Raw genomic sequence first — 26,404 nt, forward strand, 5'->3', positions numbered from 1 at the left:
TTTTGAACCCGATGGCAAAAGAAGACGAACTGGTGTTCCTGCCGCTTGGCGGCGTCGGCGAGATCGGCATGAACCTGGCGCTCTACGGCTATGGCCCGAAGACCAATCGCCAGTGGATCATGGTCGATTGCGGCGTCACCTTCCCGGGACCGGAACTGCCGGGCGTCGATCTCGTGCTGCCCGACATCCGCTTCCTTGCGGAAGAGCGCAAGAACCTCAAGGGCATCATCATAACGCACGCGCACGAGGACCATTACGGCGCGCTGAACGAGCTCTGGCCCGGCCTCAACGTGCCCGTCTATGCATCGCCCTTCACCGCCGGCATGCTGGAGGCCAAGCGGGATTACGAGCGCAGCCGCGTGGAAATCCCGGTGACGATCTTCAAGCAGGGCGACCGCATCAATGTCGGCCCGTTCGAGATCGAGGCCATCGGCGTCAACCACTCCATTCCCGAGCCGATGTCGCTGGCGATCAGGACGCCGCTCGGCACCGTCATCCACACCGGCGACTGGAAGATCGACCTCGACCCCTCGCTCGGGCCGCTGACGGACGAAAGGCGCTTCCGCCAGCTCGGCGACGAGGGCGTGCTGGCCCTCATCTGCGACAGCACCAACGCGGTGCGCGATGGCGTCTCGCCCTCCGAGCGCGAGGTCTCCGAAAGCCTCACCAGGATCATCGAGAGCGCCGAGGGCAGGGTGGGCATCACCACCTTCTCCTCGAATGTCGGCCGCATCCGCTCGATCGCGCGAGCCGCCGAGGCCGCCGGCCGGGAGGTGCTGCTGCTCGGCAGTTCCATGAAGCGCGTGACGGACGTGGCGCGCGACATCGGCCTCATGGAGGGACTGAAGCCCTTCATCGCCGAGGACGAGTTCGGCTATATCCCGCGCGACAAGGTGGTCGTCATCCTGACCGGCAGCCAGGGCGAGCCCCGTGCCGCCCTCGCCAAGATCGCCCGCGACGAGATGCGCAACGTCGCCTTCTCGCAGGGCGACACGATCATCTTCTCCTCGCGCGCCATCCCGGGCAACGAGAAGGCGATCAACGACATCAAGAACGGCCTGATCGACCAGGGCATCCATATCATTACTGACGCCGAGGCGCTGGTGCACGTCTCTGGCCACCCGCGCCGCCACGAGTTGCAGCAGATGTACGGTTGGACGCGGCCGAAGATCGTCGTGCCGGTGCATGGCGAGGCGGCGCACCTCACCGCCCATGCCGAGCTTGCCGAGCAGTCCGGCATCGCCGAAGTGCCGCGCGTGCGCAACGGCGATGTCCTGAAGCTGGCGCCCGGCGCGCCGGAGGTCGTCGACCAGGCGCCCTTCGGCCGCATCTTCAAGGACGGCAACCTCATCGGCGACTATGAGGAGATGGGCATCGGCGACCGCCGCAAGCTCGCCTTCGTCGGCCATGTCGCCGTCAGCGTCCTGCTCGACAGCCGCTACGATTTCCTCGGCGACCCGGAGGTGGAGCCCTTCGGCCTGCCGCAGTTCGACGACGAGGGCGAGGACATGGGCGACACGCTCTACGACGCCGTGCTCGGCGCCGTCGAGAGCATCCCGCGCGCGCGGCGCAAGGACCTGGAGATGGTGCGCGAGGCGGTGCGCCGCGCCGTGCGCTCCACGGCGAACGAGATCTGGGGCAAGAAGCCCGTCGTCACCGTGTTCCTGACGAAAGTCTGATTCCCTGCCGCCGTGCCGGATGCTACCGGTGCGGCAAGGAAAGAGGGATGCCATGCTCGGAAAGGTCAACCACATCGCCATCGCCGTGCCGGACCTCGCCGCCGCCGCGGCGACCTACCGCGACACGCTCGGTGCGAAGGTCTCCGCGCCCCAGGCCCTGCCGGAACACGGCGTCACGGTGGTTTTCGTGGAGCTGCCCAACACCAAGGTGGAGCTTCTGGAGCCGCTGGGCCAGGCATCGCCGATCGCCGCTTTCCTCGAAAAGGCGCCGGCCGGCGGCATGCACCATATCTGCTACGAGGTGGACGACATCCTCGCCGCGCGCGACCGGCTGCTGGCCAGCGGCGCGCGGGTGCTCGGCGACGGCAACCCGAAGACCGGCGCGCATGGCAAGCCGGTGCTCTTCCTCCATCCCAAGGATTTCCTCGGCACATTGGTCGAGCTCGAGCAGGTGTGACAGCACGCCGCCTTGCCGCCGTTTGAACTTGGCGGGCAAGCGGCGTAAAAGAGCCGCTGTCGCACGAGGGTTCGTCCATGCAGTTCTTCTCTTACTTCGCCGTCTATTTCATCATCTGGTGGATGACGCTTTTTGCCGTCCTGCCCTTCGGCCTGAAGACGCAGGCGGAAGCGAACGACGTCGTGCCCGGCACGGTGGAGAGCGCACCCGCGCGCTTTCGCGGCGGCCGCGTGGTGCTGGTGACGACGCTCGTCTCGGCCGTCATATACGGCTGCTGGTATGTCCTGTCGGTGCGCCTCGGTTACGGCATCGACGCCATTCCGCAGTTCATCCCCGATTTCAAGTAAGCGGCCGCCACAAAGGTTAATCGCCGGCGCCGCGCCGCGGCAAGCCATTCCGCGCTCTCCGGGACACACTGGAAAAGTCTTCCATCCGCGCTCCGCGCTGCCTTCCGCCGGCAAATCGGCCTGGAAGCCTTCCTGACCTTGAGTCAGGGGCGTTGCGGATGCTTCGTCCTCACCATACGTGAGGCAGAGTGCCGCAGGCGCGGCGGGGTGCGCGGCTTTGACGCATGGACCTTGCGGGCGGACTTGCTAGGGGAGATGGGGCAATCGGCAAAAGGCAAAAAAAAACAAGGCGGAAAGCCTTGTTTTACAGGTATCGCGTGATCTTTATCCGTTGTGCGGTGGCAGCGTCTACGCGCGCCAAAGATCTGATCCTCCCAAGACTTGACCGCGAAATTGGCAAGAATTTGCACTTCCTGCCTGTTTTGTGGCCTGAAACTAGCCCAAAGCTTAGGCGTTGTCATCCGCTTTTTTTGCATTTTTGCTACAGTGGAATAATATTTTTCCATTGACAACGGCCGTGCAATTTCTGTTATTGGCTGCCCCATTTTTTCGCCACAATTGGCAAGGCGCCGAGAGCGGTGGACATCGCCCCGCGCCGGCCTCCCGGCCCGGCCTGGCGGGTTCCCTTCCTTTGGCGAAGCGTTTATGAACGCGTGAAAATCAACGTCATTTTGCCCGATTCCCCCAATAGGGCGGATCAGTCACTCCGGAACCCGATATGCGCCTTTCCCGCTTCTTCCTGCCCATCCTCAAGGAAAACCCCAAGGAGGCCGAGATCGTCTCCCACCGGCTCATGCTGCGTGCGGGCATGATCAAGCAGCAGTCCCAGGGCATCTATACCTGGCTGCCGCTGGGCAAGCGGGTCCTCGACAAGGTGAACGCCATCATCCGCGAGGAGCAGAACCGCTCCGGCGCCATCGAGCTCTTGATGCCGACGCTGCAATCGGCCGAGCTCTGGCAGGAAAGCGGCCGCTACGACGCCTACGGCAAGGAAATGCTGCGCATCAAGGACCGCCAGGAGCGCCCCATGCTCTACGGCCCGACGAACGAGGAGATGATCACGGACGTCTTCCGCTCGTTCGTGAAGTCCTACAAGGACCTGCCGCTCAACCTCTACCACATCCAGCTGAAGTTCCGCGACGAGATCCGCCCGCGCTTCGGCACGATGCGCTCGCGCGAGTTCCTGATGAAGGACGCCTACTCCTTCGACCTCAACCGCGAGGGCGCCGAGCACGCCTATAACCGCATGTTCGCGGCGTACCTGCGCACCTTCTCGCGCATGGGCCTTCGCGCCATCCCGATGCGCGCCGACACCGGCCCGATCGGCGGCAATCTCAGCCACGAGTTCATCATCCTCGCCGATACCGGCGAGTCCGAGGTCTTCTGCCACAAGGATTTCGTGAACTTCGACATTCCGGCCGAGGATACCGATTTCGAGGATGTCGCGGCGCTCCGCGCCATCTTCGAGCAATGGACCTCGCGTTATGCCGCGACCTCCGAAATGCACGACGCCGAAGCCTTCGAGGCGATACCGGAAGGCGAGCGCCTGTCGGCCCGCGGCATCGAGGTCGGCCACATCTTCTATTTCGGCACGAAATATTCCGAGGCCATGGGGGCCAAGGTGCAGGGCCCGGACGGCAAGGAGCACACCGTGCACATGGGCTCCTACGGCATCGGCCCGACGCGCCTCGTGCCGGCGATCATCGAGGCCTCGCACGACGAGAACGGCATCGTCTGGCCGAAGGCCGTCGCGCCCTTCGAGGCGATCGTCATCAACATGAAGTCGGGCGACGCGGCCTGCGATGCGGCCTGCGAAACGATCTACGGCGCGCTGCTGAAGGCCGGCGTCGACGTGCTCTACGACGACAAGGACGAGCGTGCCGGCGCGAAGTTCGCCACCGCCGACCTCATCGGCGCGCCGGTGCAGGTCATCGCCGGCCCGCGCGGCGTCGCGGCCGGCGAGGTCGAGATCAAGGATCGCAAGACCGGCGCGCGCGAGACGCTGACCATCGAGGCGGCCGTCAGCCGCCTGACGTCCGGCAACTGATGCGGCGCATCGACGCCTGGGGGAACGGGGGAAACCATGGCTGACGCAGCGAGCGGTGCATCTGCAACCGGGGCCCAGGCCTTCAAGACAAGCCGCCCGTTCTGCGCCTTCGAGCGGATGGTCGCCTGGCGCTACCTGCGCTCCCGGCGCAAGGAAGCCTTCATCTCGGTCATCGCCGGCTTCTCCTTCATCGGCATCATGCTCGGCGTCGCGACGCTCATCATCGTCATGGCGGTGATGAACGGCTTCCGCACCGAGTTGATCTCGCGCATCCTCGGCATCAACGGCCACATGATCGTTCAGCCGATCGACACCCCGCTGAACGACTATTCCGGGCTTGCAGAGCGCCTTTCCGCCGTTCCGGGCGTCACCATGGCGATCCCGCTTGTCGAGGGCCAGACGCTGGCCTCCGGCACGGCGGGGGCGGGCACGGGCGCGCTGGTGCGCGGCGTGCGCGCCGACGACCTCGTCAAGATGAAGGCCGTTTCCGATCACATCAAGGAGGGCGACCTCGTCGGTTTTGCCACAGGCGGCGTGGCGATCGGCTCGCGCATGGCCGAGCAGCTTGGCCTCGGGGCCGGCGGGCAGATCACGCTGGTCGCCCCCGACGGCGACGTCACGCCGCTCGGCGTGAACCCGCGGGTGAAGACCTACACGGTTTCCGCCGTCTTCGAGATCGGCATGTCGGAATACGACGCCTCAATCATCTACATGCCGCTCGAAGAGGCGCAGCTCTATTTCAATGCCGAAGGGATCGTGCAGTCGATCGAGCTGTTCGTCTCCAATCCGGACGCGGTCGACCAGCTGCGCCAGCCGATCGAGGCGGCGGCCGAGCGGCAGATCTTCATCACCGACTGGCGCCAGCGCAACCGCACCTTCTTCTCGGCGCTGGAGGTTGAGCGCAACGTCATGTTCATGATCCTCACGCTCATCGTGCTCGTCGCCGCGCTCAACATCATCTCCGGCCTCATCATGCTGGTGAAGGACAAGGGCAGCGACATCGCGATCCTGCGCACCATGGGCGCGACCTCCGGCGCGATCATGCGTATCTTCTTCATGACCGGCGCGGCGATCGGAACGGTGGGCACCTTCGCCGGCGTCGTCCTCGGCGTCGTCGTCTGCCTCAACGTGGAATCGATCCGCCAGTTCTTCTCCTGGATCTCCGGCACGACGCTGTTCAATCCGGAGCTCTATTTCCTGAGCCAGCTGCCGGCCGACATGAATGCCGGCGAGACGGTCTCGGTCGTCGTCATGGCGCTGGCGCTCTCCTTCCTCGCGACGATCTTCCCGGCCTGGCGTGCCTCCAGGCTCGATCCCGTCCAGGCCCTCCGGTACGAATAGGAACAGAACGCATGAATGCGCGCGTCGCTTTGGAACTCAAGGGCATCGAACGGCACTACGGCCAGGGCGAGACCCTGCTGACGATCCTCAAGGGCGCGGATTTCGCGCTGAAGAGCGGGGAGACCGTCGCGCTCGTCGCCCCGTCCGGCACCGGCAAGTCCACGCTGCTCCACATCGCCGGCCTGCTCGAGAAGCCGGATGCCGGCGAGGTCTTCGTCAACGGCCATTCCTGCGCGGAACTTTCCGACGACCAGCGCACCGCGATCCGCCGCAGCGAGATCGGCTTCGTCTACCAGTTCCACCATCTTCTGCCGGAATTCAGCGCGCTGGAGAACATCATGATGCCGCAGCTCATCTCCGGCCTTTCGAGGGGCGAGGCGAGCGAACGGGCCGCCCAGCTGCTCGACTACATGCGCATCGGCCACCGGGCCGATCATCGGCCGTCGGAGCTTTCCGGCGGGGAGCAGCAGCGCGTCGCCATCGCCCGCGCGGTCGCCAACGCCCCGCTCGTCCTGCTCGCCGACGAGCCGACCGGCAACCTCGACCCGGAAACCGCCGGCTACGTCTTCGAGGCGCTGGAGGCGCTCGCCCGCCAGTCCGGCCTGGCGGCGCTCATCGCCACCCACAACCACGAGCTGGCCGGCCTGATGGACCGCCGCGTGACGATCGAGGACGGCGTCGTGCGCGAGCTCGCCTGACGGCAGGATGTTCTAGTTGTCGAGCCCGCAGGTCGAGCGCGGGATGCCGTTGTTCCAATCCCTGAGCAGCACGAATTGCGGCTTGCCGGCAACGGCCTGGCCGTTGCTCTTGCCCTTGCCGGTCAGGATGTTGAGGTCGCAGTCGCTCGTGCTGTTTTCCCCGCCGTCCTCCGCGATCGTGTCGTAGGACGCATAGGTGTAGCCGGCGACGATGAAGTCGAAATTGCGGTAGGCGATCGTCAGCGTCTCGCGCCAGCGCTCCCGGCCGATCGCTTCGTTCTTCGTCGTCAGCGTGAAGGAGCCGTTGGCGAGCGCCGTCAGCTCCGGTTCCTGGCCGGACATCGTCAGGTTGCCCCAGACGCTGTTCGGCAGCGCGAGCGCCAGCGTCAGCCGGTTTGCTTCCGGCTTGGCGAGATAGACGTAGAGCCCGTTGTCGTCCGCGCCGTCGGCGCCGGGCGTCGCGACGAGGGCGAGGTCCGGCGTGCCGTCCTTGTTCCAGTCGCCGCTCGCCATGGCGATGATGCGGTCGGCCGGAAAGTCCGCGGCAGCCGCGACAGCGGGCAGGCCGGCCGAGAGCAGAAGGGCGGCAGCAAGCGATTTCATCTGTTTTCCTCCGTTTGATCGAGGCGACCTTATTGCGCCGGAGAATGCCGGTCCAGAGGGGCTGTGGAAAGCGGTTGACATGAGAACAATAATAGAACAAAATGAAAACATAAAAGGAAAGGGAGCCACAATGACCGATTTTCTTCGTGATCTTGCCGCATTCGCCTCCATGGCCATGTTCGTAGCCAGCTTCTCCGTCATCCTCTTCGGAATCTGAAGGGCCGCATTTCACCTGTGACTGCCGTGCCTTTTTCCACGCCCTTGGGGCGTGGAAACCGGGTGCAACGCCAAGAACCGTCTGGACGAGGCGGGGCCGAATCCGCTTAAGCTTCCTGCCTGACCGGAAGGAAGATCGAAATGGCGGACGAAGCGCGCAAGACGGATGGCGAAAAGATCGCGGAGACGCCGGAGTTCGTGCATCTGCGCGTGCATTCGGCCTATTCGCTGCTCGAAGGCGCCCTGCCGATCAAGAAGATCATCGGCAAGGCGGTGTCCGACCAGCAGCCGGCGATCGCCATCACCGACACGAACAACCTGTTCGCCGCCCTCGAATTTTCGCAGAAGGCGGTGGGCGACGGCATCCAGCCGCTGATCGGCTGCCAGCTGTCGATCGACATGGAAGACGAGGGCGAAGGCGAGCGGCGCGGAGCGCAGGCGCAGCTTGCGAAGCTGCCGTCGATCGTCCTCCTCGCCGCGACCGACGCCGGTTATGCGCGCCTCGTAGAGCTCGTCAGCCGTGCCTATCTCGGCGGCGAGGGCAGCCAGGCCGTCCGCATCGCCTTCAGCTGGCTGGAGGAGGGGACGGAGGGGCTGATCGCGCTCACCGGCGCGCTCGGCGGCCCGGTCGACATGGCCTTCCTCGCCGGCCAGCCGGCGGTGGCGCGGGCGCGGCTTCATGCGCTGAAGCGCGTCTTCGGCGACAGGCTCTATATCGAGCTGCAGCGCCACGGGCGCTACGACAGGCAGCACGAGCGGCGCATGGTCGAGCTCGCCTATACGCAGGATGTGCCGCTGGTGGCGACCAACGAGCCGTTCTTCCCGGCGCCGGACGATTACGACGCCCACGACGCGCTGATGGCCGTGGCGCACAATGCGATGGTCTCGGACGACAACCGTTTCCGTCTGTCGCCGGACCATTATCTCAAGAGCCGCAAGGAGATGGCGGGGCTTTTTGCCGACCTGCCGGAGGCGCTGGAGAACACGGTGGAGATCGCCAGGCGCTGCTCCTTCGTGCTGAAGACGCGCAGCCCCATCCTGCCGCGCTTCACCGGCGCGACGGACGACCCGGAGGAGGCGGAGCGTGCGGAGGCGGCGGAGCTGCGCCGGCAATCCGTGGAAGGCCTCGAAAGCCGCATGGCGCTGCTCGGCCTGACGCCGGGCTATACCGAGCAGGACTATCGCGAGCGGCTGGACTTCGAGCTCAGCGTCATCGAGCGCATGAAGTTCCCCGGCTACTTCCTCATCGTTTCCGACTTCATCAAATGGGCAAAGCAGCAGAACATCCCCGTCGGGCCGGGCCGCGGTTCGGGCGCGGGTTCTCTCGTCGCCTATGCGCTCACCATCACCGACGTCGATCCGCTGCGCTTCTCGCTGCTTTTCGAGCGCTTCCTCAATCCCGAACGCGTCTCGATGCCGGACTTCGACATCGACTTCTGCCAGGACCGGCGCGAGGAGGTGATCCGCTACGTGCAGCAGAAATACGGCCGCGAGCAGGTGGCGCAGATCATCACCTTCGGTTCGCTGCAGGCGCGCGCGGCGCTGCGCGACGTCGGCCGGGTCCTTGAAATGCCCTACGGCCAGGTCGACAAGATCTGCAAGCTCGTGCCGAACAACCCGGCCAACCCGACGCCGCTCTACAAGGCCATCGAGGAGGAGCCGAAGCTGCAGGAGGAGGCGGAGAAGGAGCCGGTGGTCGCGCGCCTGCTCGACATCGCCCAGAAGATCGAGGGCCTCTACCGCCACGCCTCCACGCACGCCGCCGGCATCGTCATCGGCGACCGGCCGCTCTCCAAGCTCGTGCCGATGTACCGCGATCCGCGCTCCGACATGCCGGTCACCCAGTTCAACATGAAATGGGTCGAGCAGGCGGGCCTCGTGAAGTTCGACTTCCTCGGCCTGAAGACGCTCACCGTCCTGAAGACGGCCGTCGACTTCATCCGCAAGCGCGGCATCGAGGTGAAGCTCGAGAGCCTGCCGCTCGACGACAAGCTGACCTACGAGATGCTGTCGCGGGGCGAGACGGTCGGCGTGTTCCAGGTGGAAAGTGCCGGCATGCGCAAGGCGCTGATCGGCATGCGGCCGGACTGCATCGAGGACATCATCGCGCTCGTCGCCCTCTACCGCCCCGGGCCGATGGAGAACATCCCGGTCTACAACGCCCGCAAGCACGGCGAGGAGGAGATCGAGTCGATCCACCCGATGATCGACCATCTCCTGAAGGAGACGCAGGGCGTCATCGTCTACCAGGAACAGGTGATGCAGATCGCCCAGGTTCTTTCCGGCTACTCGCTCGGCGAGGCCGACCTTCTGCGCCGCGCCATGGGCAAGAAGATCAAGGAGGAGATGGACAAGCAGCGCGCCCGCTTCGTCGACGGCGCCGTCAAGAACGGCGTGTCGAAGCCGCAGGCCGACCTCATCTTCGACCTGCTGGCGAAGTTCGCCAACTACGGCTTCAACAAGTCGCACGCCGCCGCCTACGCCATCGTCTCCTACCAGACGGCCTACCTGAAGGCGCATTACCCGGTCGAGTTCCTCGCCGCGTCGATGACCTACGATATGTCCAACACGGACAAGCTGAACGATTTCCGGCAGGATGCCGCGCGCCTCGGCATCGAGGTCATCCCGCCCTCCGTGCAGACGTCCTTCGCCCATTTCGAGACCGGCGAGGACCGCATCTATTACGCGCTCGCCGCCATCAAGGGCGTCGGCGAGGCGGCCGTGCAGCACATCGTGGAGGTGCGCGGCGACGCGCCCTTCAGGAGCCTGGAGGATTTCTGCGCGCGCATCGACCCGAAGTTCGTCAACCGCCGCGTCTTCGAGAGCCTGATCGTCGCCGGTGCCTTCGATTGCTTCGGCCATGACCGCGCCGCCATGATCGCCGGGCTCGACCGCCTCCTGGGCGCCGCCCAGCGCGCGCAGGAGAACAAGACGAGCGGGCAGGGCGACATCTTCGGCATGGGCGCGGCGACGGGGCCGGAGGTCATCACGCTGCCCGCCTACACGCCCTGGCTCGCCTCGGAGAAGCTGCACCGCGAGTTCCAGGTGCTCGGCTTCTACCTGTCGGCCCACCCGCTCGATACCTATTCCGCGCTCCTCTCCAAGATGCGCGTGCAGACCTTTGCGGATTTCTCCGCCGCGGTGAGGCGCGGCGCGACGGCCGGTCGCCTTGCCGGCACCGTCACGTCGAAACAGGAGCGCAAGACCCGCACCGGCAACAAGATGGGCATCGTCGCCTTCTCCGATTCGTCCGGCCAGTTCGAGGCGGTGCTGTTCTCCGAGATGCTGAACCAGTACCGCGACCTCCTGGAGCCCGGAAAGTCGCTGGTGATGACCGTGCAGGCGGAGGAGCGGCCGGAAGGCATCGGCCTGCGCATCCAGACGCTGCGCTCGCTCGAGGAGGAATCGCTCCAGACCCAGAAGGCGCTGCGCGTCTATGTCCGCGATTCCGGCCCCTTGCGCTCCATCGCCGCCCACCTCAACACGAAGGGCGACGGCCTCGTCTCGTTCATCGTGATCAAGGACAACGGCCAGCGCGAGATCGAGGTGGAACTGAACGAGCGCTTCCGCATCTCCTCCGAAATCGCCGCCGCCATGCGCGCGGCCCCGGGCGTGCTGGACGTGGAACTGGTGTGAGGGCGCGCCGCCTATTTCGTCGCGGCGGTGCACCCGGCCTTTCGTTCACACGCGCTTGCCGCGAAGGCCGTGCCGCGCTCAGTTCACCGCGGTAACCGACGACGCCTTCTTTTTCTTCTTGGCCTTCTTGCCGCCCTGCACCGCGGCGGCCTCCGCTTTCTGCACCTTGCGGGTCACGGTGATGAAATCCGTGCCCTCGCCGGTTTCGGGGCCGAGGCCGGTGTCCGAGATGGAGAGGGAGGCGCCTTCGCCCATCAGGCTGGAAATGCGCATGCGGACGTCTTGCGGAATGTCGAGGCGGTCGAGCGTGCGGGCGATCGCGCCGGGCAGGGCGGCGTCGGCCTCCGTGGTGATGCCTAGGCGCTTCATCGTCGTCTGCGGGAGCTGGTTGTCCATGCTCACGCCGTACCACTCGGCCTTGCCCTTGTCGGCATCGACCTCGCGGGCGAGGAGGAAATGCGTGCCGAGCGCGATTTCCGGGTTGCGGATGGTGATATGCTCCTCGATCAGCGGCTTGAATTTCTGGCGCACGAGGATCTGGCCGTTCGGCGGCGTTCCCTTGCCGGCCTTCGCGTAGACGGCTGCGGCAAGCTCGGGCGTGACCATGCCGTCTTCCTTGAGGCCTTCGGCGATCTGGAAGGCGCGGATGGCGGTGACGGTCTGCTTGCCGAAGAGGCCGTCCGGCATGCCGGCATCGTAGCCGAGCGTGTTCAGCAGGGCCTGGATGTCCATCAGCATCTCGCGCTCGCCGCGCCGGGTGATGAGGATGCGGATCGGGTCCTCCTCGGTCTTCTGCACGACGGGCGTCACCACGGCCGGCTTCGGGTCGGTCATCGCCACCTCGACGCTCTTGTCGCCGGCCTCGATCAGGGCAGGGCGCAGCCCCGCATCCGCGAGCAGCGGCGTGTCCGGCACGACGACGGCGGGCTTGAACAGCGCCTCGTGCACGACGCGCTGCGGCGCGATCTCGCGGTCGGTGATCAGCACGTGGCCGCCGCGCCGCGTGACGGAGAACAGCGTCTTGGCGAAATCGTTCGGCAGGCGCACGCAGCCGTGCGAGGCGGGATAGGAGGGCACGCTGTTGGAGGCGTGCAGCGCAATGCCAGACCAGGTCAGCCGCTGCATGAAGGGCATCGGCGCGTTGTCGTAGAGGTTGGAGAAGTGGCTGCGCTTCTTTTCGAGGATCGAGAAGATGCCGGTCGGCGTCGAATGGCCGGCCTTGCCGGTGGAAACGCGCGAGGTGGCGACCACGACGCCGCCGTCATAGATCTTCAACTCCTGCTGGTCCTTCGACACGATGATCTGGAGCGGACCTTCGAGCGTTCCGCCGAGCGCGGTGCCGCAGCTCAGCACCAGGCCCAATATGCTCATGCCGGTCGCGAGGCGAAACTTCATGTAACCCATCCGTACGCAATACAAACCGGCAGGAAGCGTAGTGCATCTGGCTTAAGGAAGGTTTGATGCACCGTTGCGATTCCCCGATCTGTGCCATCCCGATGCAGGTGAGAACGCTGGTTTGCCGGGATTTATTCGGTCGGAAGGTCGGTCTTTCCGGTGGATTTGAGCGTCAACTTTTCGTGAAAGCGCTCGGGGCCGGACTTGCCGAACGTATAGCCGGTCTCAACGCTCGCCTTGCCGAACTTGTCGCGCAGCGTGTTCATCGCCGCCTCGGCCGCGGCGCGCCGCGCGGCGGCGGGATCGACGAGGTCCGGCGGGTCGGCGCGGCCGGGATCGGCAAGGTCGCTGACCCCGATGCCGATCAGCCGGTACTTCGTGCCGTCCGCTTCCTTGCGCAGCAGTTCGATACCGGTGCGGAAGATGCGGTCGGCGAGCATGGTGGGGTCCTCCAGCTTGCGGTTGCGGGTCCGGCTCTTGAAGTCGGCGGTCTTCAGCTTGAGCACGACGGTCTGGCCGGAAATGCCGGATTTGCGAAGGCGCGCGGCTACCTTCTCGCTGAGGCGCCGCAGGTGCGTGGCCAGCTCGTCATAGCTGGAAATGTCGTCGAAGAAGGTGGTCTCCGCCGAGACGCTCTTGGCCGGATCGTTCGGGTGCACCTCGCGGTCGTCCCGGCCGCGCGAGAGCGTGAAGAGCCGCCTGCCCATCACGCCGTAGCGGCGCATCAGGTCGGTCTCCTCCATGGTCTGGAGCTGTCCGATGGTGCGGATGCCGTCGCGCTCCAGCGTCTCGGCGAAGGCCTTTCCCACCCCCCAGATAAGGCGCACCGGCTTCTCCCGCAGGAAATCCAGCGCCTCGGCCTCGCCGATGACGGAAAAGCCGCGCGGCTTGTTGAGGTCCGAGGCCACCTTGGCGAGGAACTTGCAGTAGGAAAGGCCGATGGAGATGGTGATGCCGATCTCCTTCTCGACGCGCTGGGCGAAGCGCGCGAGCACGCGGGCGGGGGGATCGTGGTGCAGCCGTTCCGTGCCCTTCAGTTCGAGGAACGCCTCGTCGATGGAGAGCGGCTGCACCAGCGGCGTCAGCTCCTGCATCATCGCGCGCACCTGGCGGCCGACGCGCACGTACTTCTCCATGTCCGGCTTGATGACGACGGCGTGCGGACAGGCCTCCAGCGCCTTGAACATCGGCATGGCCGAACGCACGCCCTGGATGCGCGCGACATAGCAGGCGGTGGAGACGACGCCGCGCTTGCCGCCGCCGACGATGACCGGCTTGTCGGCAAGCTCCGGGTTGTCGCGTTTCTCGATCGCCGCATAGAAGGCGTCGCAGTCGATATGCGCCAGCGTCAGGCGGTAGAGCTCGTCATGGTAGACGAGGCGGGGACTGCCGCAGGCGCGGCATCGGCGCAGGCCGGCCGGCTGCCCGGCAAGGCAGTCGCGGCAGAAGCCCGGAAAACGCATGTCGGCGGTGCTCATCGGCAGGAACAAATATTGAACATCGCGACTTTACTGCTTAAATTCGCGAGTCTCAATAGTGGCTGGGGCTTAACCAATGACGCTGCACAGGCCAGACGCGCGAGGCACCGGCTTCCGCCCGCCGGCTCAGAAGTCGTCGCTGCCATACGGTCCCGAAAGGATCGCATGGGCACGGACGACCGCTTCCGGCTGGATGCCCGTCGCCGCGCTGAAGGCGAGAAGCGTTGGCTCGTGGCCCATCAGGAAATCGACGAGGGCGGCACGGAAACCGGGATCGCCGACCGCGTTCCTGACCTCGCCGGGCGCGACGCCGGTGAGCGCGAGGAAACGGGATAGCAGTTCCGGTTCGCCTGCGAGCCAGCCGAGGATGGCGATGGCGGTTGCCTCCGCGTCTTCCGGCGCGGGTGTATCTTTTTGGCTTTTCATCGTTTTCCCTCGGGAAATTTACCTTTTAATCAACCAAGTGACGCTAACGTGGCTGCGGTCGGGCTGGGTGATGTCGGCTTTGCCGCAACTTATCCATCTCCCAGAAGGTTGCAAGGCCGGCGAGAGGAACAGGGACGCACGATGCCCAAGCAGGTGATGATTGTCGAGGACAACGAGCTCAACATGAAGCTCTTCCGGGACCTCATCGAGGCATCCGGCTATACCACCATCCAGACCCGAAACGGTATGGAAGCCCTTGATCTTGCACGCAAACACCGTCCGGACCTGATCCTGATGGACATCCAGCTCCCGGAGGTTTCCGGCCTCGAGGTCACCAAGTGGCTGAAGGAGGACGACGAGCTCCATGTCATCCCGGTGATCGCGGTCACCGCCTTCGCGATGAAGGGCGACGAGGAGCGCATCCGGCAGGGCGGCTGCGAGGCCTATGTCTCCAAACCCATCTCCGTTCCGAAATTCATAGAGACCATAAAAACCTATCTCGGCGACGCATGAGGCGGAGGCCAGGCGCATGACTGCACGCATCCTCGTCGTCGACGACATTCCGGCAAACGTGAAGCTGCTCGAAGCGCGGCTGCTTGCGGAATATTTCGACGTGCTGACCGCCGAGAACGGTTACGACGCGCTGTCGATCTGCGAGCGCACCCAGGTCGACCTCATCCTGCTCGACATCATGATGCCGGGCATCGACGGTTTCGAGGTCTGCGCGCGGCTGAAAGCCAATCCGCGCACGGCCCATATCCCCGTCGTCATGGTGACGGCGCTCGACCAGCCTTCCGACCGCGTGCGCGGCCTCAAGGCCGGTGCCGACGACTTCCTCACCAAACCCGTCAACGACCTGCAGCTCATGTCGCGCGTGAAGAGCCTCGTGCGCCTGAAGACGCTGACGGACGAGCTGCGCATGCGCGCGGCGACCGCGCGCGCCATCTCCATGGAGGAGGGGATCGAGAACAGCATGGGCGACGAGCCGGGCGACGTCCTGCTCGTCGACGGGCGCGCAAGCTCGCAGGAGCGCATCGTGCGTGCGCTGAAGCCCGTCGCCGAGGTTACCTGCATGTCCGATCCGCAGGCGGCGCTGTTCCAGGCGGCGGAAAGCAACTACGAGCTCGTCATCGTCAACGCCAACTTCGAGGATTACGATCCGCTGCGCCTCTGCTCGCAGCTGCGCTCGCTGGAGCGCACGCGCTTCCTGCCCCTCCTGCTGATCACCGAGCAGGGGGATGACGACATGATCGTGCGCGCGCTCGATCTCGGCGTGACGGATTACCTGATGCGGCCGATCGATCCGAACGAGCTGATCGCCCGCAGCCTCACCCAGATCCGCCGGAAGCGCTGCAACGACCGCCTGCGGGCGAGCGTGCGCCAGACGATCGAGCTTGCGGTGACCGACGGCCTGACGGGGCTGCACAACCGCCGTTACCTCGACAACCATATGAAGCTGCTGATCGACCGTGCGACCGCCCGCGGCCGGGCGCTCTCGGTCTGCATCACGGATATCGACCGCTTCAAGCTCGTCAACGATACCTACGGACACGATGCGGGCGATGCGGTGCTGCGCGAATTCGCCAACCGCGTCCGTTCCGCCGTGCGCGGCGCCGACCTTGCCTGCCGCTACGGGGGAGAGGAATTCGTGCTTGTCATGCCGGACACGCCCGCCGAGATGGCGGCCGGCGTTGCCGAGCGCCTGCGCGCGATCGTCGAGCGCGAGCCTTTCCGCATCCCCGAGACGGATGTGTTCCTGCCGATCACCGCTTCGCTCGGCATCGCCTCCATGCTGCCGGAGGACGACAGCCCGCAGGCGCTGCTCAAGCGTGCCGACGCTGCGCTCTACGAGGCCAAGCGTTCGGGCCGCAACCGGGTCGTCGCCGCTGCCGCGTAAGCCGCGACTCGACCTCCTTCCGTCATTTTTGTCCACAGGCGAGTTTGGGGACGGGCATTTGCCTTTAATTTCGGGCATTTGCCCTGAATCGCCGGTCTCGCCCCGAGGGGCGCGGCGCCGTTTTCCGCCGGGCGCCGCTGTGGCAAATTCTGGCTATAAATCGTACTATTTATTTTTGATAAAGCTTATCAATGGGTTCTGCCTGTCACAATCTTGCCGTGTGCCGTTCCGATCATGTACGCAGGTTGTGGGCCGCTCCCTCAGCGGTTGTGAAGGGGGAGCCCTGTATTGTTGTCTTCTATAACGTAAATGCTGCTCAACGGGACAGCTGCGGCCGCGCCGGTTAACTATGAGACAAGGGGCGGCTGCGGGAGCGTTAAGAATTCGTTGATTTTTTTTCTTTTTCGCGCGATGCTCAACTCATGGGCGGCAAACAAGCCCGCACAACCGGTTACCCCATGATGCTAGGTCCGCCGCATCTCCTGGGTCGTGGGGTCGGTCGGCCGGTTGCGACAGAAACGGAATCCTCGTGCCGTCGTCGTACCTGGTCGACCCCCGTTCAACGCCGCTCCCGTCAAGGGAGCGGCGTTTTTGATTCGTACGGTTGCAATGGGTTGCAGGGATTCGATGCCAAAAGAAAAGGCGCCGGACGTTTCCGCCCGGCGCCTTTTCGGAACCTATGGGGTCCCAAGACTACTTGATCTTGGTTTCCTTGAACTCGACGTGCTTCTTGACGACCGGGTCATACTTCGTCTTGGTCATCTTTTCCGTCATCGTACGGCTGTTCTTCGTGGTCACGTAGAAGAAACCGGTGTCGGCCGTCGACAGCAGCTTGATCTTGATGGTGGTAGCCTTGGCCATGGTCGTCCTGCCTTTATGAAAAACGAAGCCGCGGACAGCCAGTCTGCTCCACGGCTCTAAATCTGGGCGGAAACTACAAATCGCGCCCGAAAAGTCAAGCCCGTTTCGGCCGGAAAACCATCCGGCCGAGAGAAAGTACGAGGTAGAAGCCGAAGAAGGCGACGATCGCCCAGGCAAAGCCGTTGTTGCCGGACACGTCCATCGCCGCGCCGATCGCCTGCGGGCCGACCACCGTGCCGACCGCATAGCAGAAGATGAAGGCGGCGTTCGCGGCCGCAAGGTCCGCCCCGTGCAGGCGCGAGCCGAGATGGCTGAGACCGACCGTATAGAGGCCGGCCACGCATCCTCCCCAGACCAGGAGGACCGCCGCCATCAACAGCCAGTTGTGCGAGATGATCGGCAGGCAGAGCGACCCCAGAAGGCCGATGGCGGACATGATCGTCAGGAGGCTCCTGCGGTCCCGCATGCGGTCGGAGATCATGCCGAGCGGGATCTGGAAGGCCATGTTGCCGATGCCCATGACGGTGAGCAGCAGCGCGGCCTGCGGCTCGCTGAAGCCGGCGCGGGTCGCATAGATCGGGAAGAGCGAGAGGCCGCCCACCTCGACCGCGCCGAAGATGAAGACCGCCGCCGTCGCCGTCGGCACGAGAAGGATGTAGCGCATGAAGTGCAATTCCGGCTTCTCGTTGATGATCGGGCTTTCCCTCCGGGCGACGAAGATCGGGATGGCGGCAAGGAGGATGATCATCGCGCCCAACGCGAAGGGCAGCACGCCCTCGCTGCCGATCAGCGAGAAGAGGAGGGGGCCGGTGGCGAAGCCGAGCGAGAGCACGGTGGCGTAGATGCCGAGCACGAGGCCGCGCCGGCGCGGGGGCGCCGCGGCGTTGATCCAGAATTCCGAGAGGATGAAGAGCGTGGTGATCGCGCCGTGGAAGACGAGGCGGAGCGGGAACCAGAGCCAGAAATTCTCGATATAGTAGAAGCCGAGGCCGCTCACCGCCGCAAGCAGGATGGCGGCCAGCATGGTCGTCGACGTGCCCCAGTCGTGGGCAAGCCGCGTCGTGCAGGGTGCCGCGACCATGGCGGCGATGCCGGCCATGGCGGAGTTGATGCCGATGAGCGTCGAGGAGATGCCGCGCTTCTCCATGATGATGGAGAGCAGCGGAAGGCCGAGGCCGATGGCGATGCCGACTGCGGAAATGGCGGCGACGGCTGCAATGAGAGACCGCCAGTGAATATGCTCCACCGGGCCGGAGGTGCCGGATTGCGGCTGCGTCATATGCGATCGATCCTCAAAGAAGGTCCCGTAAAAAGCGCCCGCGCTGGGTGTAGTACAGCGGCACGGCCCTTCCGAAGGGGAGAGACTCGTCTTCCTGAATGCTTTTTTGAAGCTCTTCAAGGATCAATACGGTTATGTCGGGCATCTCGATGCCCCCATGGTCGAAAATATCCACCCAGCGCAGGTCCTCGAGCTCGTGGCTTTCCGTGGTGCCGGCCGGGTCTATGCCCGCCTCGTCGGCAAAGAGCGTGAAGAAGCGCGTATCGAAGCGGCGCACCATCCCGGCGGGCGTGATGGCGCGGGCCAGGAAACGCAGGTTGGAAAGGTCCGGCCGGAAGGGGAGCCCGCCCCCGGCAGGCGCGGCGTGCGGCGTGCCCACCGCGATGCCGGCCTCCTCGTGGAGCTCCCGCAGCGCCGCGACACCGAGTGCCCGCAGGCGCGAATCGGAACATCGCGCGCCGGCCCTCAGGGCAAGGCGTTGACAGGCGAGCGGATGCAGCGGCCGTGCGACGGGAACGAGGCGGTCGGTCGCGTCGCGCCGCCCGCCGGGGAAGACGTACACATCCGGCATGAAGACATGTCTGCTGCTGCGCCGGCCGACCAGCACGCGCACGCGTCCGCCCGACCGGTCGAGAAGCAGGATCGAGGCGGCATCGACGGGCCGGACGGCCGTCATGCCGTCCGGTCGCCGTAGGCCGGCGTCTTGTCTTCGTCCGCAGGCTTGTCGCCGAAGCCGTGCATCTTCAGGGCCCATTGCAGGCCGATGGCGCCGCCCTTGATGGGTTGCAGGAGCAGGAGCGACAGGACGAGCGTGATCGGCGTCCAGATGGCGAGGTGCTGCCAGGTGGTGAGCGGCCAGACGAGGTCCGTCGCCATGTAGCCGCCGACGACGATGTGGCCGACGATGGTGATGACGAGGTAGGGCGGCAGGTCGTCGGCGCGCTGGGGCGTATAGTCCTCGCCGCAGGCCGCGCAGTGATCGACCGGCTTGACGAAGGCGCGGAAGAGCCGGCCGGAGCCGCAGGCCGGGCAGCGGTTCAGGAGGCCGCGCTTGATGGCGCGGCCGAGCGGGCGTTCCGCCGGTGCGGGGGGTGCCGTGTCGCCGAAATGCACCGTGCTGCCGGTGGTCTCGTTCGCCTGCATGTCCATTTCCTTCCTGGCGGCGCCTTGCGCCGGCCCTGCTGGTTGTATGCAATTCCGCGCGCAGCCGATGCGCAGGCAGGAATTGCTCAGCGCCTGCCGCGGGGCGGGCGCGTGCCCGGCTGGCGTCGCGGCGCGGCGCCCTTGCGCCGGCCCGACTTGTGGAAGGAGCGCACCGCCGTCGGCATCTTGCGTCCTTCGCTGACGACGTCGAACCGGAGCGAGCCGGCAAGCGGCACCGCCTCGGCGAGCTTCACGCGCACTTCATCGCCGAGGCGGTAGCCGAGCCCGGTCTTTTCACCGGAAAGTGCCTGATGGGCCTCGTCATAGATATAGTAGTCGCGTCCCAGCATAGATATAGGCACGAATCCGTCGGCGCCATACTCGGGCAGGGTGACAAAAAGTCCCGCCCTGGTGACGCCGGAAACGCGCCCGTCGAACTCCTCGCCGATGCGGCCGGCGAGATGGTGGGCGATCAGCCGGTCGACCGTGTCGCGCTCGGCGGCCATGGCGCGGCGCTCGAAGGTCGAGATTTCGGCGGCGATGTCGTCGAGTGCGGCTTCCTCGTCCGGCGTGATGCCGCCTTCGCCGAGCCCGAGCGAGCCCACCAGCGCCCGGTGCACGATGAGGTCCGCATAGCGGCGGATCGGCGAGGTGAAGTGGGCGTATTTCATGAGGTTGAGGCCGAAATGGCCGATGTTCTCCGGGCTGTAGATCGCCTGGCTCTGCGAGCGCAGCACCATCTCGCTCACCATCTGCTCGAACGGCTTGTCCTTGGCCTTGGCGAGGATGCCGTTGAAATGGTTGGAGCGCATGTTGCCGCCCTTGACGAGCGAGATGTCGAGCGTCTGCAGGAACTCGCGCAGCACCTCCTGCTTGGCGAGCGAGGGCGCGTCGTGGATGCGGTAGACGAGAACCTGCCTCTTCTTCTCCAGCGTCTCGGCGGCCGAGACGTTCGCCTGGATCATCATCTCCTCGATGAGCTTGTGCGCATCGAGCCGCGGCGGCACGAAGACCCGGTCGACGGTGCCGTCCTCCTTCAGCAGGATCTTGCGCTCCGGCATGTCGAGCTCGAGCGGCTGGCGGCGGTTCCGGCCGACCGTCAGGATGCGGTAGGCTTCCCATAGCGGCTTCAGGATCGTTTCGAGGATCGGGCCGGTCTTGTCGTCCGGCGCGCCGTCGATGGCGGCCTGCGCCTGTTGGTAGGAGAGCTTTGCCGCGCTCTTCATCATGATGCGGTGGAAGGTGTGGCTCGCCTTGCGGCCTTCCTTCGAGAAGACCATGCGCACGGCGAGCGCCGGCCGGTCGACGCCCTCCTTCAGCGAGCAGAGGTCGTTGGAGATGCGCTCCGGCAGCATGGGCACGACGCGGTCGGGGAAATAGACCGAGTTGCCGCGCTTCAGCGCCTCGCGGTCGAGCGCCGATTTCGGGCGCACGTAATAGCTCACGTCCGCGATGGCGACGGTGACGATCACGCCGCCCGGATTGTCGGGGGAGGTGTCGGCTTCGGCGAAGACCGCGTCGTCGTGGTCCTTGGCGTCGGCCGGGTCGATGGTGATGAGGGGCAGGCTCCTCCAGTCCTCGCGGTGCGCCATCGTGGCGGGGCCGGCGGCCTCCGCCTCGCGGATCGCCGCGTCGGGGAAGATGTAGGGAATGCCGTGGGCATGGATGGCGATCATGGAGATCGCCTTTTCCGAGGCGACGGAGCCGATCACGCCCTTGATCTGCGCGCGCGGCAGGCCGTGGCGGCCCATGCGCACGACGTCGATCTCGACGAGGTCGCCGTCCGTGGCGCCCGCGGTGAACTCGGCGTCGACCTCCATCTCCTCGCCGCGCCGGTCGATGGGCATGATGCGCCCGCCGCCGCCCGGCATGGTGCGGAAGACGCCCATGCCGGAATTCTTCTTCTTGTCGAGGATCTTGATGACCCGGCCGCTATAGGCCGGCCCGCCGCGTTCCTTCGCGGGGAAGATCTTCGCCAGCACCCGGTCGCCGAGGCCGGCGACGGGCGCCTTGTCCTTGCGGCCGACGGTCGGCTGGCGGATCAGCACGGCGGGCGCGACGCCCGCGTCGTCCAGCCATTCCGCCGGGCGGCCGATCAGCTCGCCGTCGACGTCGCGCGTCGTGATGTCGAGCACGGTGACCGGGGGCAGGGCGCCGGGGCGCACCAGCGACTTGCGGCGCTTTTCCAGGAGCCCGTCTTCCTCCAGCGACCTGAGCAGCGCCTTCAGCTCCGCGCGCGCCTCGCCCTTGAGGCCGAAGGCCTTGGCGATCTCCCGCTTGGACGCCTGCTCGGGGTGGTCCGCGATGAAGCGCAGCAGCACGTCGCGCGGCGGGATGACGCCGTGGATGATCGGGATATTGTCCGCCGGCGGCACGTCCCGGCCCGCGCGGCCGGGTCGCCTTCCTTGTCCTGCCGGGTTGCGCGGTTCCTTCGTCATGTCAAAGCGATCCGATGGGAAATGAGACGTGAGCCGTATGCCCCCTTCTCCCTTCGGGGAGAAGGCGCCGGCAGGCGGACGAGGGGGTGGGGCGACCTGGCTTCGCGAAGGAGTTCCATGGCTTTCCCCCTCATCCGACCCTTCGGGCCACCTTCTCCCCGGGGAGAGAAGGAGAGCGGAGCCGGCTTGCCCCTATATGCGAAAGCCAGGTTGTCCATGACGTCAGGCCTTCTTTGCCTTTGCTGCGGCCTTGGGCTTGGCTGCCGCCTTCGGCTTCGCCGTCTTGGTCTCTCCGGACTTGGCTGTCTTCGCGTTCGCAGGCGGTTTCTTGCCCTTGGCGGGCGATTTCCCGGCCTTGTCGGCGATCAGCGCGAGCGCTTCCTCCAGCGTGACGCTGTCGGCGGCCTTGCTCTTCGGCAGGGTGGCGTTGACCTTGCCCCAGTTGACGTAGGGCCCGTACTTGCCGTCCCGCACGGTGACCGGGCCGCCGTCCGGATGGTCGCCGAGCGTCTTCAGCGCCGCCGGCGTGCCGCGCGCCCGTCCGCCCGGTCCCTTCGACTGCTTGTCGGCGATGACGGTCACGGCGCGGTTGAGGCCGATGGAGAACACGTCCTCGACGCTTTCGAGGTTGGCATAGCTGCCGTCGTGCAGCAGGAACGGGCCGTAGCGGCCGATGCCGGCGGAGATCATCTTGCCCGTTTCCGGGTGCCGGCCGATGTCGCGCGGCAGCGAGAGCAGGGCGAGCGCCTTCTCGTGGTCGATGCTCGCCGGCGTCCAGCCTTTCGGCAGGCTCGCGCGCTTGGCCTCCTTGCCGTCGCCGCGCTGCACGTAAGGTCCGAAGCGGCCGGAGCGCAGCGTGATCTCCTCGCCCGTGTGCGGGTCCTTGCCGAGGCTCTGCGGCTCGTTGGAGGCGGCGGCTTCGGCGTCCGAGCCGTTGTCGGCGGAAAGCTGGCGGGTGTAGTTGCATTCCGGATAGTTCGAGCAGCCGACGAAGGCGCCGAATTTTCCCAGCTTCAGCGACAGCTTGCCCGTGCCGCAGACCTGGCAGATGCGCGGGTCGCTGCCGTCCTCGCGCTTGGGGAAGACGAGCGGCGCCAGCTCCTCGTTCAGCGCGTCCAGTACGTTGGTGACGCGCAGCTCCTTGGTGTCCTCGATCTGGGCGAAGAAGTCCTTCCAGAAGTCGCGCAGGACCTGCTTCCAGTCGAGTTCGCCGGCGGAGATCTTGTCGAGCTTCTCTTCGAGATCGGCCGTGAAATCGTATTCGACATAGCGGGTGAAGAAGCTTTCGAGGAAGGCGGTCACGAGCCGGCCCTTGGCCTCCGGGACCAGCTTGCGCTTGTCGATCACGATGTATTCGCGGTCGCGCAGCGTCGCCAGCGTCGCGGCATAGGTCGACGGGCGGCCGATGCCGAGCTCCTCCATCTTCTTGATGAGCGAGGCTTCGGAATAGCGCGGCGGCGGCTCGGTGAAGTGCTGCGTGGCGTTCACCTTCTGCTTGTCGAGCTTTTCCTTGGCGTTGATCTCCGGCAGGCGGCCGTCCTCCTCGCCCTCGTCCGGCTGCTCGCCGTCCTCCTTCTGGTCCGTATAGGCGGCGATGAAGCCGTCGAAGCGGATGACCGAGCCGGTGGCGCGCAGGCCCGCCTTGCGCCTGCCATTGTCCGCCTCGATCTCGACCGTGGTGCGCTCGATCTCGGCGGAGGCCATCTGGCTGGCGATGCCGCGCTTCCAGACGAGGTCGTAGAGCTTCAACTGGTCCGGATCGAGGAAGCGCTTCACCTGGTCCGGCGTGCGGTCGAAGGAAGTGGGGCGGATCGCCTCGTGCGCTTCCTGGGCGTTCTTCGCCTTGGTGGAGTAGAAGCGGGCCTTTTCCGGCACGTAGCGCGCGCCGAACTGGCTGGCGACGGCCCGCCGGGCGGCCTCGATCGCCTCCGGCGCCATCTGCACGCCGTCGGTACGCATATAGGTGATGAGACCGACCGTCTCGCCGCCGATGTCGATGCCCTCGTAGAGCTTCTGCGCCACCTGCATGGTGCGCGAGGCGGAGAAGCCGAGCTTCGAGGAGGCGGCCTGCTGCAATGTGGAGGTTGTGAAGGGCGGTGCCGGGTTGCGCTTCGTCGGCTTGGCCTCGACGCTCTCGACGCGGTAGGCCGCGCCGTCGAGCAGGGCCTTGAGGCGGTTCGCCTCCTCGCCGTTGCCGATGGACTTCGCCTGAAGGCGCTTGCCCTCGGCCGAAACGAGGCGCGCCTCGAACTCGTCGCCGCGCGGCGTCTTGAGGAGGGCGGAGAGGTTCCAGTATTCCTCCGAGACGAAGCGCTCGATCTCCGCCTCGCGGTCGCAGACGAGGCGAAGCGCCACCGACTGCACGCGCCCGGCCGAGCGGGCGCCCGGCAGCTTGCGCCAGAGGACCGGCGACAGGTTGAAGCCGACGAGGTAGTCGAGAGCGCGCCGGGCGAGATAGGCGTCGACCAGCGAGATGTCGATGTCGCGCGGGTTCTGCATCGCGTCGAGCACGGCCGACTTGGTGATGGCGTTGAAGACGACGCGCTTGACCGGCTTGTCGCCGATCACCTTCTTCTTCTTCAGGACGTCCAGCACGTGCCAGGAGATCGCTTCGCCCTCGCGGTCGGGGTCGGTTGCGAGGATGAGGCCGTCGGAGGACTTCACGGCGTCGGCAATGTCCTTGATGCGCTTGGCCGATGCGCCGTCGACTTCCCAGGACATCTCGAAGTCCTCGTCCGGGCGCACGGAGCCGTCCTTGGCCGGCAGGTCGCGCACATGGCCGAAGGAGGCGAGCACCTTGTAGCCAGGGCCGAGATACTTGTTGATCGTCTTGGCCTTGGCAGGCGATTCCACAACTACAACATTCATCGTCATTTCTCTGATTTCAGGCGCCGCGGCTGAAATGCGCGGCGAAACGGGCGCCTCGCGCCGGAAAGTCGTGCTTCGACATGAACAGGGAAAGCGTTCCGGTCAAGAGGTAGGGCTGAAATTAGTCGGTTGCAACGTCATGCAACCAATGCGAGATTAATCTACAGTTGCAATTATAAATAATCATTGTATCGTTTTTCAGGCGCAAGAGATGCAACCTTACGGCGATTCTGAATCGTTGGTGCAACGGAAAAGCCATGAGAGAGAAACCTTCCAAGCCCGTTCTCCCGCCGCACACGCCGGAGGAGAACATCGCCTACACCCGCCAGATGCTGGGCGAGTTGCGCACGGTCGTGCACAATGAAGGCGCCGACATGCTGCAGTACCTGATCGAGATGGCCTACATGGAGGCGGGGGACATCCTGTCCGGCCTCAGGCCGCTTTCAGTCCGGGGTCAGCGAGACCCCGCCACCGGCATGCCGCTGAAGCCGGCCGGCAAGGTCAAGTTCTAGGAGTACGAGGTAGACGGTGGCAGCCGCAATGCCCGTGTGGCGGATGATCTCGTCGATCTCGGCCGGCACCTGGCTCAGCGCCTCGGCGATGCGCTCGCGCTCGCCGTCGCTCGGCGGCAGCCGGAGGGCGGCCGGCATGTCCTCCGCCGGCTCGTCCGCGCCGGGGCGGGGGGCGAAGAGGTCGGGTTCGGAAAGCGGCCTCAAGGCGTCGAGCACGTCCTCCGGCGTCGTGGTGATCGTCGCGCCGTCCTTCAGGAGGCCGTTCGTGCCCTCGCAGCGCGGATCGAGCGGCGAGCCCGGCACGGCAAAGACCAGCCGGCCGAAATCCGCCGCGTTGCGCGCGGTGATCAGCGAGCCGGAGCGCAGGGCCGCCTCCACCACGACGAGGCCGAGCGACATGCCGGCGATCAGCCGGTTGCGGCGGGGAAAGTCCCGCGCCCGCGGTTCCCAGCCGAAGGGCATTTCGCTGACGGCGAGCCCCTGTCCATCCGTGAGCTCGTTGAGCAGGCCGACGTTTTCGGGCGGATAGGGCTTGTCGAGCCCGCCGGCCATGGCGGCGATGGTGCCGGTGTCGAGGCTGGCGCGGTGGGCGGCGGTGTCGATGCCGCGCGCAAGGCCGGAGACGACGGAATAGCCCGCCCGGCCGATCTCCCGCGCCAGCAGGCCCGCGAATTTCATTCCCGAGATCGAGGCATTGCGCGCTCCGACGATGCCGACGGCCGGTGCCGCCGCGGCCTTGCGGTTGCCCTTGACGGCGAGAAGCGGCGGGGCGCCGTCGATCTGGCGCAGCAGCGGCGGATAGTCGGGCTCGCCGATTCCGACGAAGGCCGCGCCGTGCCGTTCCGCGATCTCCAGTTCCCGTTCCGCGTCAGCCCTGCTGGCGACGCGGATGCTGCGAGCGGCGCCGCCGCGGCGGGAAAGCTCCGGCAGCATCTCCAGCGCGGTTTCGGCGCTGCCGAAATGGTTGATCAGTTCGCGGAAGGTGACGGGGCCGACATTGTCGCTGCGGATGAGGCGCAGCCAGGCGATCCTCTGTCTTTCCGTCAGCGCAATCCCCCGTCTGCCTGCGCTGCGGTCGTCCAT

General features: G+C 65.9%; 21 protein-coding genes. 10 read left to right on the forward strand and 11 right to left on the reverse strand.

All coding sequences use genetic code 11. The annotated features are described in order from the left end of the window. The first annotated feature begins 11 nt into the window (after positions 1-11). The 6 genes from ACIIOY_RS14280 (at position 12) to ACIIOY_RS14305 (ending at position 6,569) form a co-directional block, all read left to right on the forward strand. Complete coding sequence (locus ACIIOY_RS14280; RefSeq protein ID WP_411035345.1) at positions 12-1,679, forward strand: ribonuclease J; 1,668 nt, start codon at positions 12-14, stop codon at positions 1,677-1,679. Positions 1,680-1,731: 52 nt separating this feature from the next. Next, positions 1,732-2,136 carry a methylmalonyl-CoA epimerase gene (gene mce / locus ACIIOY_RS14285; RefSeq protein WP_411035346.1) on the forward strand — a complete coding sequence of 135 codons (405 nt, stop codon included), beginning with the start codon at positions 1,732-1,734 and terminating at the stop codon, positions 2,134-2,136. A 77-nt stretch (positions 2,137-2,213) separates the two neighbouring features. Beyond that, a complete protein-coding gene (locus ACIIOY_RS14290) occupies positions 2,214-2,483 on the forward strand; it encodes a DUF1467 family protein (protein ID WP_411035347.1) in 270 nt (89 codons plus the stop codon). A 718-nt stretch (positions 2,484-3,201) separates the two neighbouring features. Then, the gene (gene proS, locus ACIIOY_RS14295; RefSeq protein WP_411035348.1) at positions 3,202-4,530 is read left to right on the forward strand and encodes a proline--tRNA ligase; all 1,329 of its coding nucleotides are present in this window, start codon (positions 3,202-3,204) and stop codon (positions 4,528-4,530) included. A gap of 36 nt (positions 4,531-4,566) precedes the next feature. Beyond that, on the forward strand, positions 4,567-5,871 hold the full coding sequence (locus tag ACIIOY_RS14300) for a lipoprotein-releasing ABC transporter permease subunit (RefSeq protein ID WP_411035349.1): 1,305 nt from the start codon (positions 4,567-4,569) through the stop codon (positions 5,869-5,871). 11 nt (positions 5,872-5,882) lie between these two features. Beyond that, positions 5,883-6,569 carry an ABC transporter ATP-binding protein gene (locus ACIIOY_RS14305; protein WP_411035350.1) on the forward strand — a complete coding sequence of 229 codons (687 nt, stop codon included), beginning with the start codon at positions 5,883-5,885 and terminating at the stop codon, positions 6,567-6,569. A gap of 12 nt (positions 6,570-6,581) precedes the next feature. Here ACIIOY_RS14305 and ACIIOY_RS14310 read toward each other — a convergent pair whose 3' ends face one another. Next, positions 6,582-7,172 carry an FG-GAP repeat protein gene (locus ACIIOY_RS14310; protein WP_411035351.1) on the reverse strand — a complete coding sequence of 197 codons (591 nt, stop codon included), beginning with the start codon at positions 7,170-7,172 and terminating at the stop codon, positions 6,582-6,584. A 357-nt stretch (positions 7,173-7,529) separates the two neighbouring features. Here ACIIOY_RS14310 and dnaE point away from each other — a divergent pair, with 357 nt between their 5' ends. Then, on the forward strand, positions 7,530-11,024 hold the full coding sequence (dnaE, locus tag ACIIOY_RS14315) for a DNA polymerase III subunit alpha (protein WP_411035352.1): 3,495 nt from the start codon (positions 7,530-7,532) through the stop codon (positions 11,022-11,024). Positions 11,025-11,102: 78 nt separating this feature from the next. On the opposite strand, the gene ACIIOY_RS14320 is transcribed toward dnaE, so the two are convergent. The 3 genes from ACIIOY_RS14320 to ACIIOY_RS14330 form a co-directional block, all read right to left on the reverse strand. Continuing rightward, on the reverse strand, positions 11,103-12,419 hold the full coding sequence (locus tag ACIIOY_RS14320) for a L,D-transpeptidase family protein (protein WP_411035353.1): 1,317 nt from the start codon (positions 12,417-12,419) through the stop codon (positions 11,103-11,105). Between the two features lie 131 nt (positions 12,420-12,550). Then, positions 12,551-13,897, reverse strand: a complete 1,347-nt coding sequence (locus ACIIOY_RS14325; protein ID WP_411035354.1) for a DNA polymerase IV — start codon at positions 13,895-13,897, stop codon at positions 12,551-12,553. Positions 13,898-14,023: 126 nt separating this feature from the next. Beyond that, complete coding sequence (locus ACIIOY_RS14330; RefSeq protein WP_411035355.1) at positions 14,024-14,323, reverse strand: DUF3572 domain-containing protein; 300 nt, start codon at positions 14,321-14,323, stop codon at positions 14,024-14,026. Positions 14,324-14,464: 141 nt separating this feature from the next. On the opposite strand from ACIIOY_RS14330, the gene ACIIOY_RS14335 reads away from it, so the two are divergent. Together ACIIOY_RS14335 and ACIIOY_RS14340 are read left to right on the forward strand one after the other, a co-directional pair. Next, positions 14,465-14,836 (forward strand): response regulator, encoded by a 372-nt coding sequence (locus tag ACIIOY_RS14335; RefSeq protein WP_003547430.1) that lies wholly within the window; start codon positions 14,465-14,467, stop codon positions 14,834-14,836. Positions 14,837-14,852: 16 nt separating this feature from the next. Then, complete coding sequence (locus ACIIOY_RS14340; protein WP_411035356.1) at positions 14,853-16,220, forward strand: PleD family two-component system response regulator; 1,368 nt, start codon at positions 14,853-14,855, stop codon at positions 16,218-16,220. A 693-nt stretch (positions 16,221-16,913) separates the two neighbouring features. On the opposite strand, the gene rpmG is transcribed toward ACIIOY_RS14340, so the two are convergent. The 6 genes from rpmG to topA form a co-directional block, all read right to left on the reverse strand. Beyond that, the gene (gene rpmG, locus ACIIOY_RS14345; RefSeq protein ID WP_034795357.1) at positions 16,914-17,081 is read right to left on the reverse strand and encodes a 50S ribosomal protein L33; all 168 of its coding nucleotides are present in this window, start codon (positions 17,079-17,081) and stop codon (positions 16,914-16,916) included. Between the two features lie 94 nt (positions 17,082-17,175). Next, complete coding sequence (locus ACIIOY_RS14350; RefSeq protein ID WP_411035357.1) at positions 17,176-18,360, reverse strand: MFS transporter; 1,185 nt, start codon at positions 18,358-18,360, stop codon at positions 17,176-17,178. A 13-nt stretch (positions 18,361-18,373) separates the two neighbouring features. After that, a complete protein-coding gene (locus tag ACIIOY_RS14355) occupies positions 18,374-19,036 on the reverse strand; it encodes an NUDIX hydrolase (protein ID WP_411035358.1) in 663 nt (220 codons plus the stop codon). After that, a complete protein-coding gene (locus ACIIOY_RS14360) occupies positions 19,033-19,503 on the reverse strand; it encodes a DUF983 domain-containing protein (RefSeq protein ID WP_411035359.1) in 471 nt (156 codons plus the stop codon). The genes ACIIOY_RS14355 and ACIIOY_RS14360 overlap by 4 nt, the downstream gene beginning before the upstream one ends. A gap of 86 nt (positions 19,504-19,589) precedes the next feature. Beyond that, complete coding sequence (gene rnr / locus ACIIOY_RS14365; RefSeq protein ID WP_411035360.1) at positions 19,590-21,941, reverse strand: ribonuclease R; 2,352 nt, start codon at positions 21,939-21,941, stop codon at positions 19,590-19,592. A gap of 222 nt (positions 21,942-22,163) precedes the next feature. Next, a complete protein-coding gene (gene topA / locus ACIIOY_RS14370; protein ID WP_411035361.1) occupies positions 22,164-24,809 on the reverse strand; it encodes a type I DNA topoisomerase in 2,646 nt (881 codons plus the stop codon). Positions 24,810-25,066: 257 nt separating this feature from the next. Between topA and ACIIOY_RS14375 the strand changes: the two genes are divergently transcribed. Further along, positions 25,067-25,321, forward strand: coding sequence for a hypothetical protein (locus ACIIOY_RS14375; RefSeq protein ID WP_411035362.1), 255 nt, complete (start codon positions 25,067-25,069; stop codon positions 25,319-25,321). Here ACIIOY_RS14375 and dprA read toward each other — a convergent pair. Then, positions 25,253-26,404, reverse strand: a complete 1,152-nt coding sequence (gene dprA / locus ACIIOY_RS14380; protein ID WP_411035363.1) for a DNA-processing protein DprA — start codon at positions 26,402-26,404, stop codon at positions 25,253-25,255. The genes ACIIOY_RS14375 and dprA overlap by 69 nt on opposite strands.

Source organism: Shinella agrisoli, assembly GCF_046557955.1.
Classification (GTDB): domain Bacteria; phylum Pseudomonadota; class Alphaproteobacteria; order Rhizobiales; family Rhizobiaceae; genus Shinella.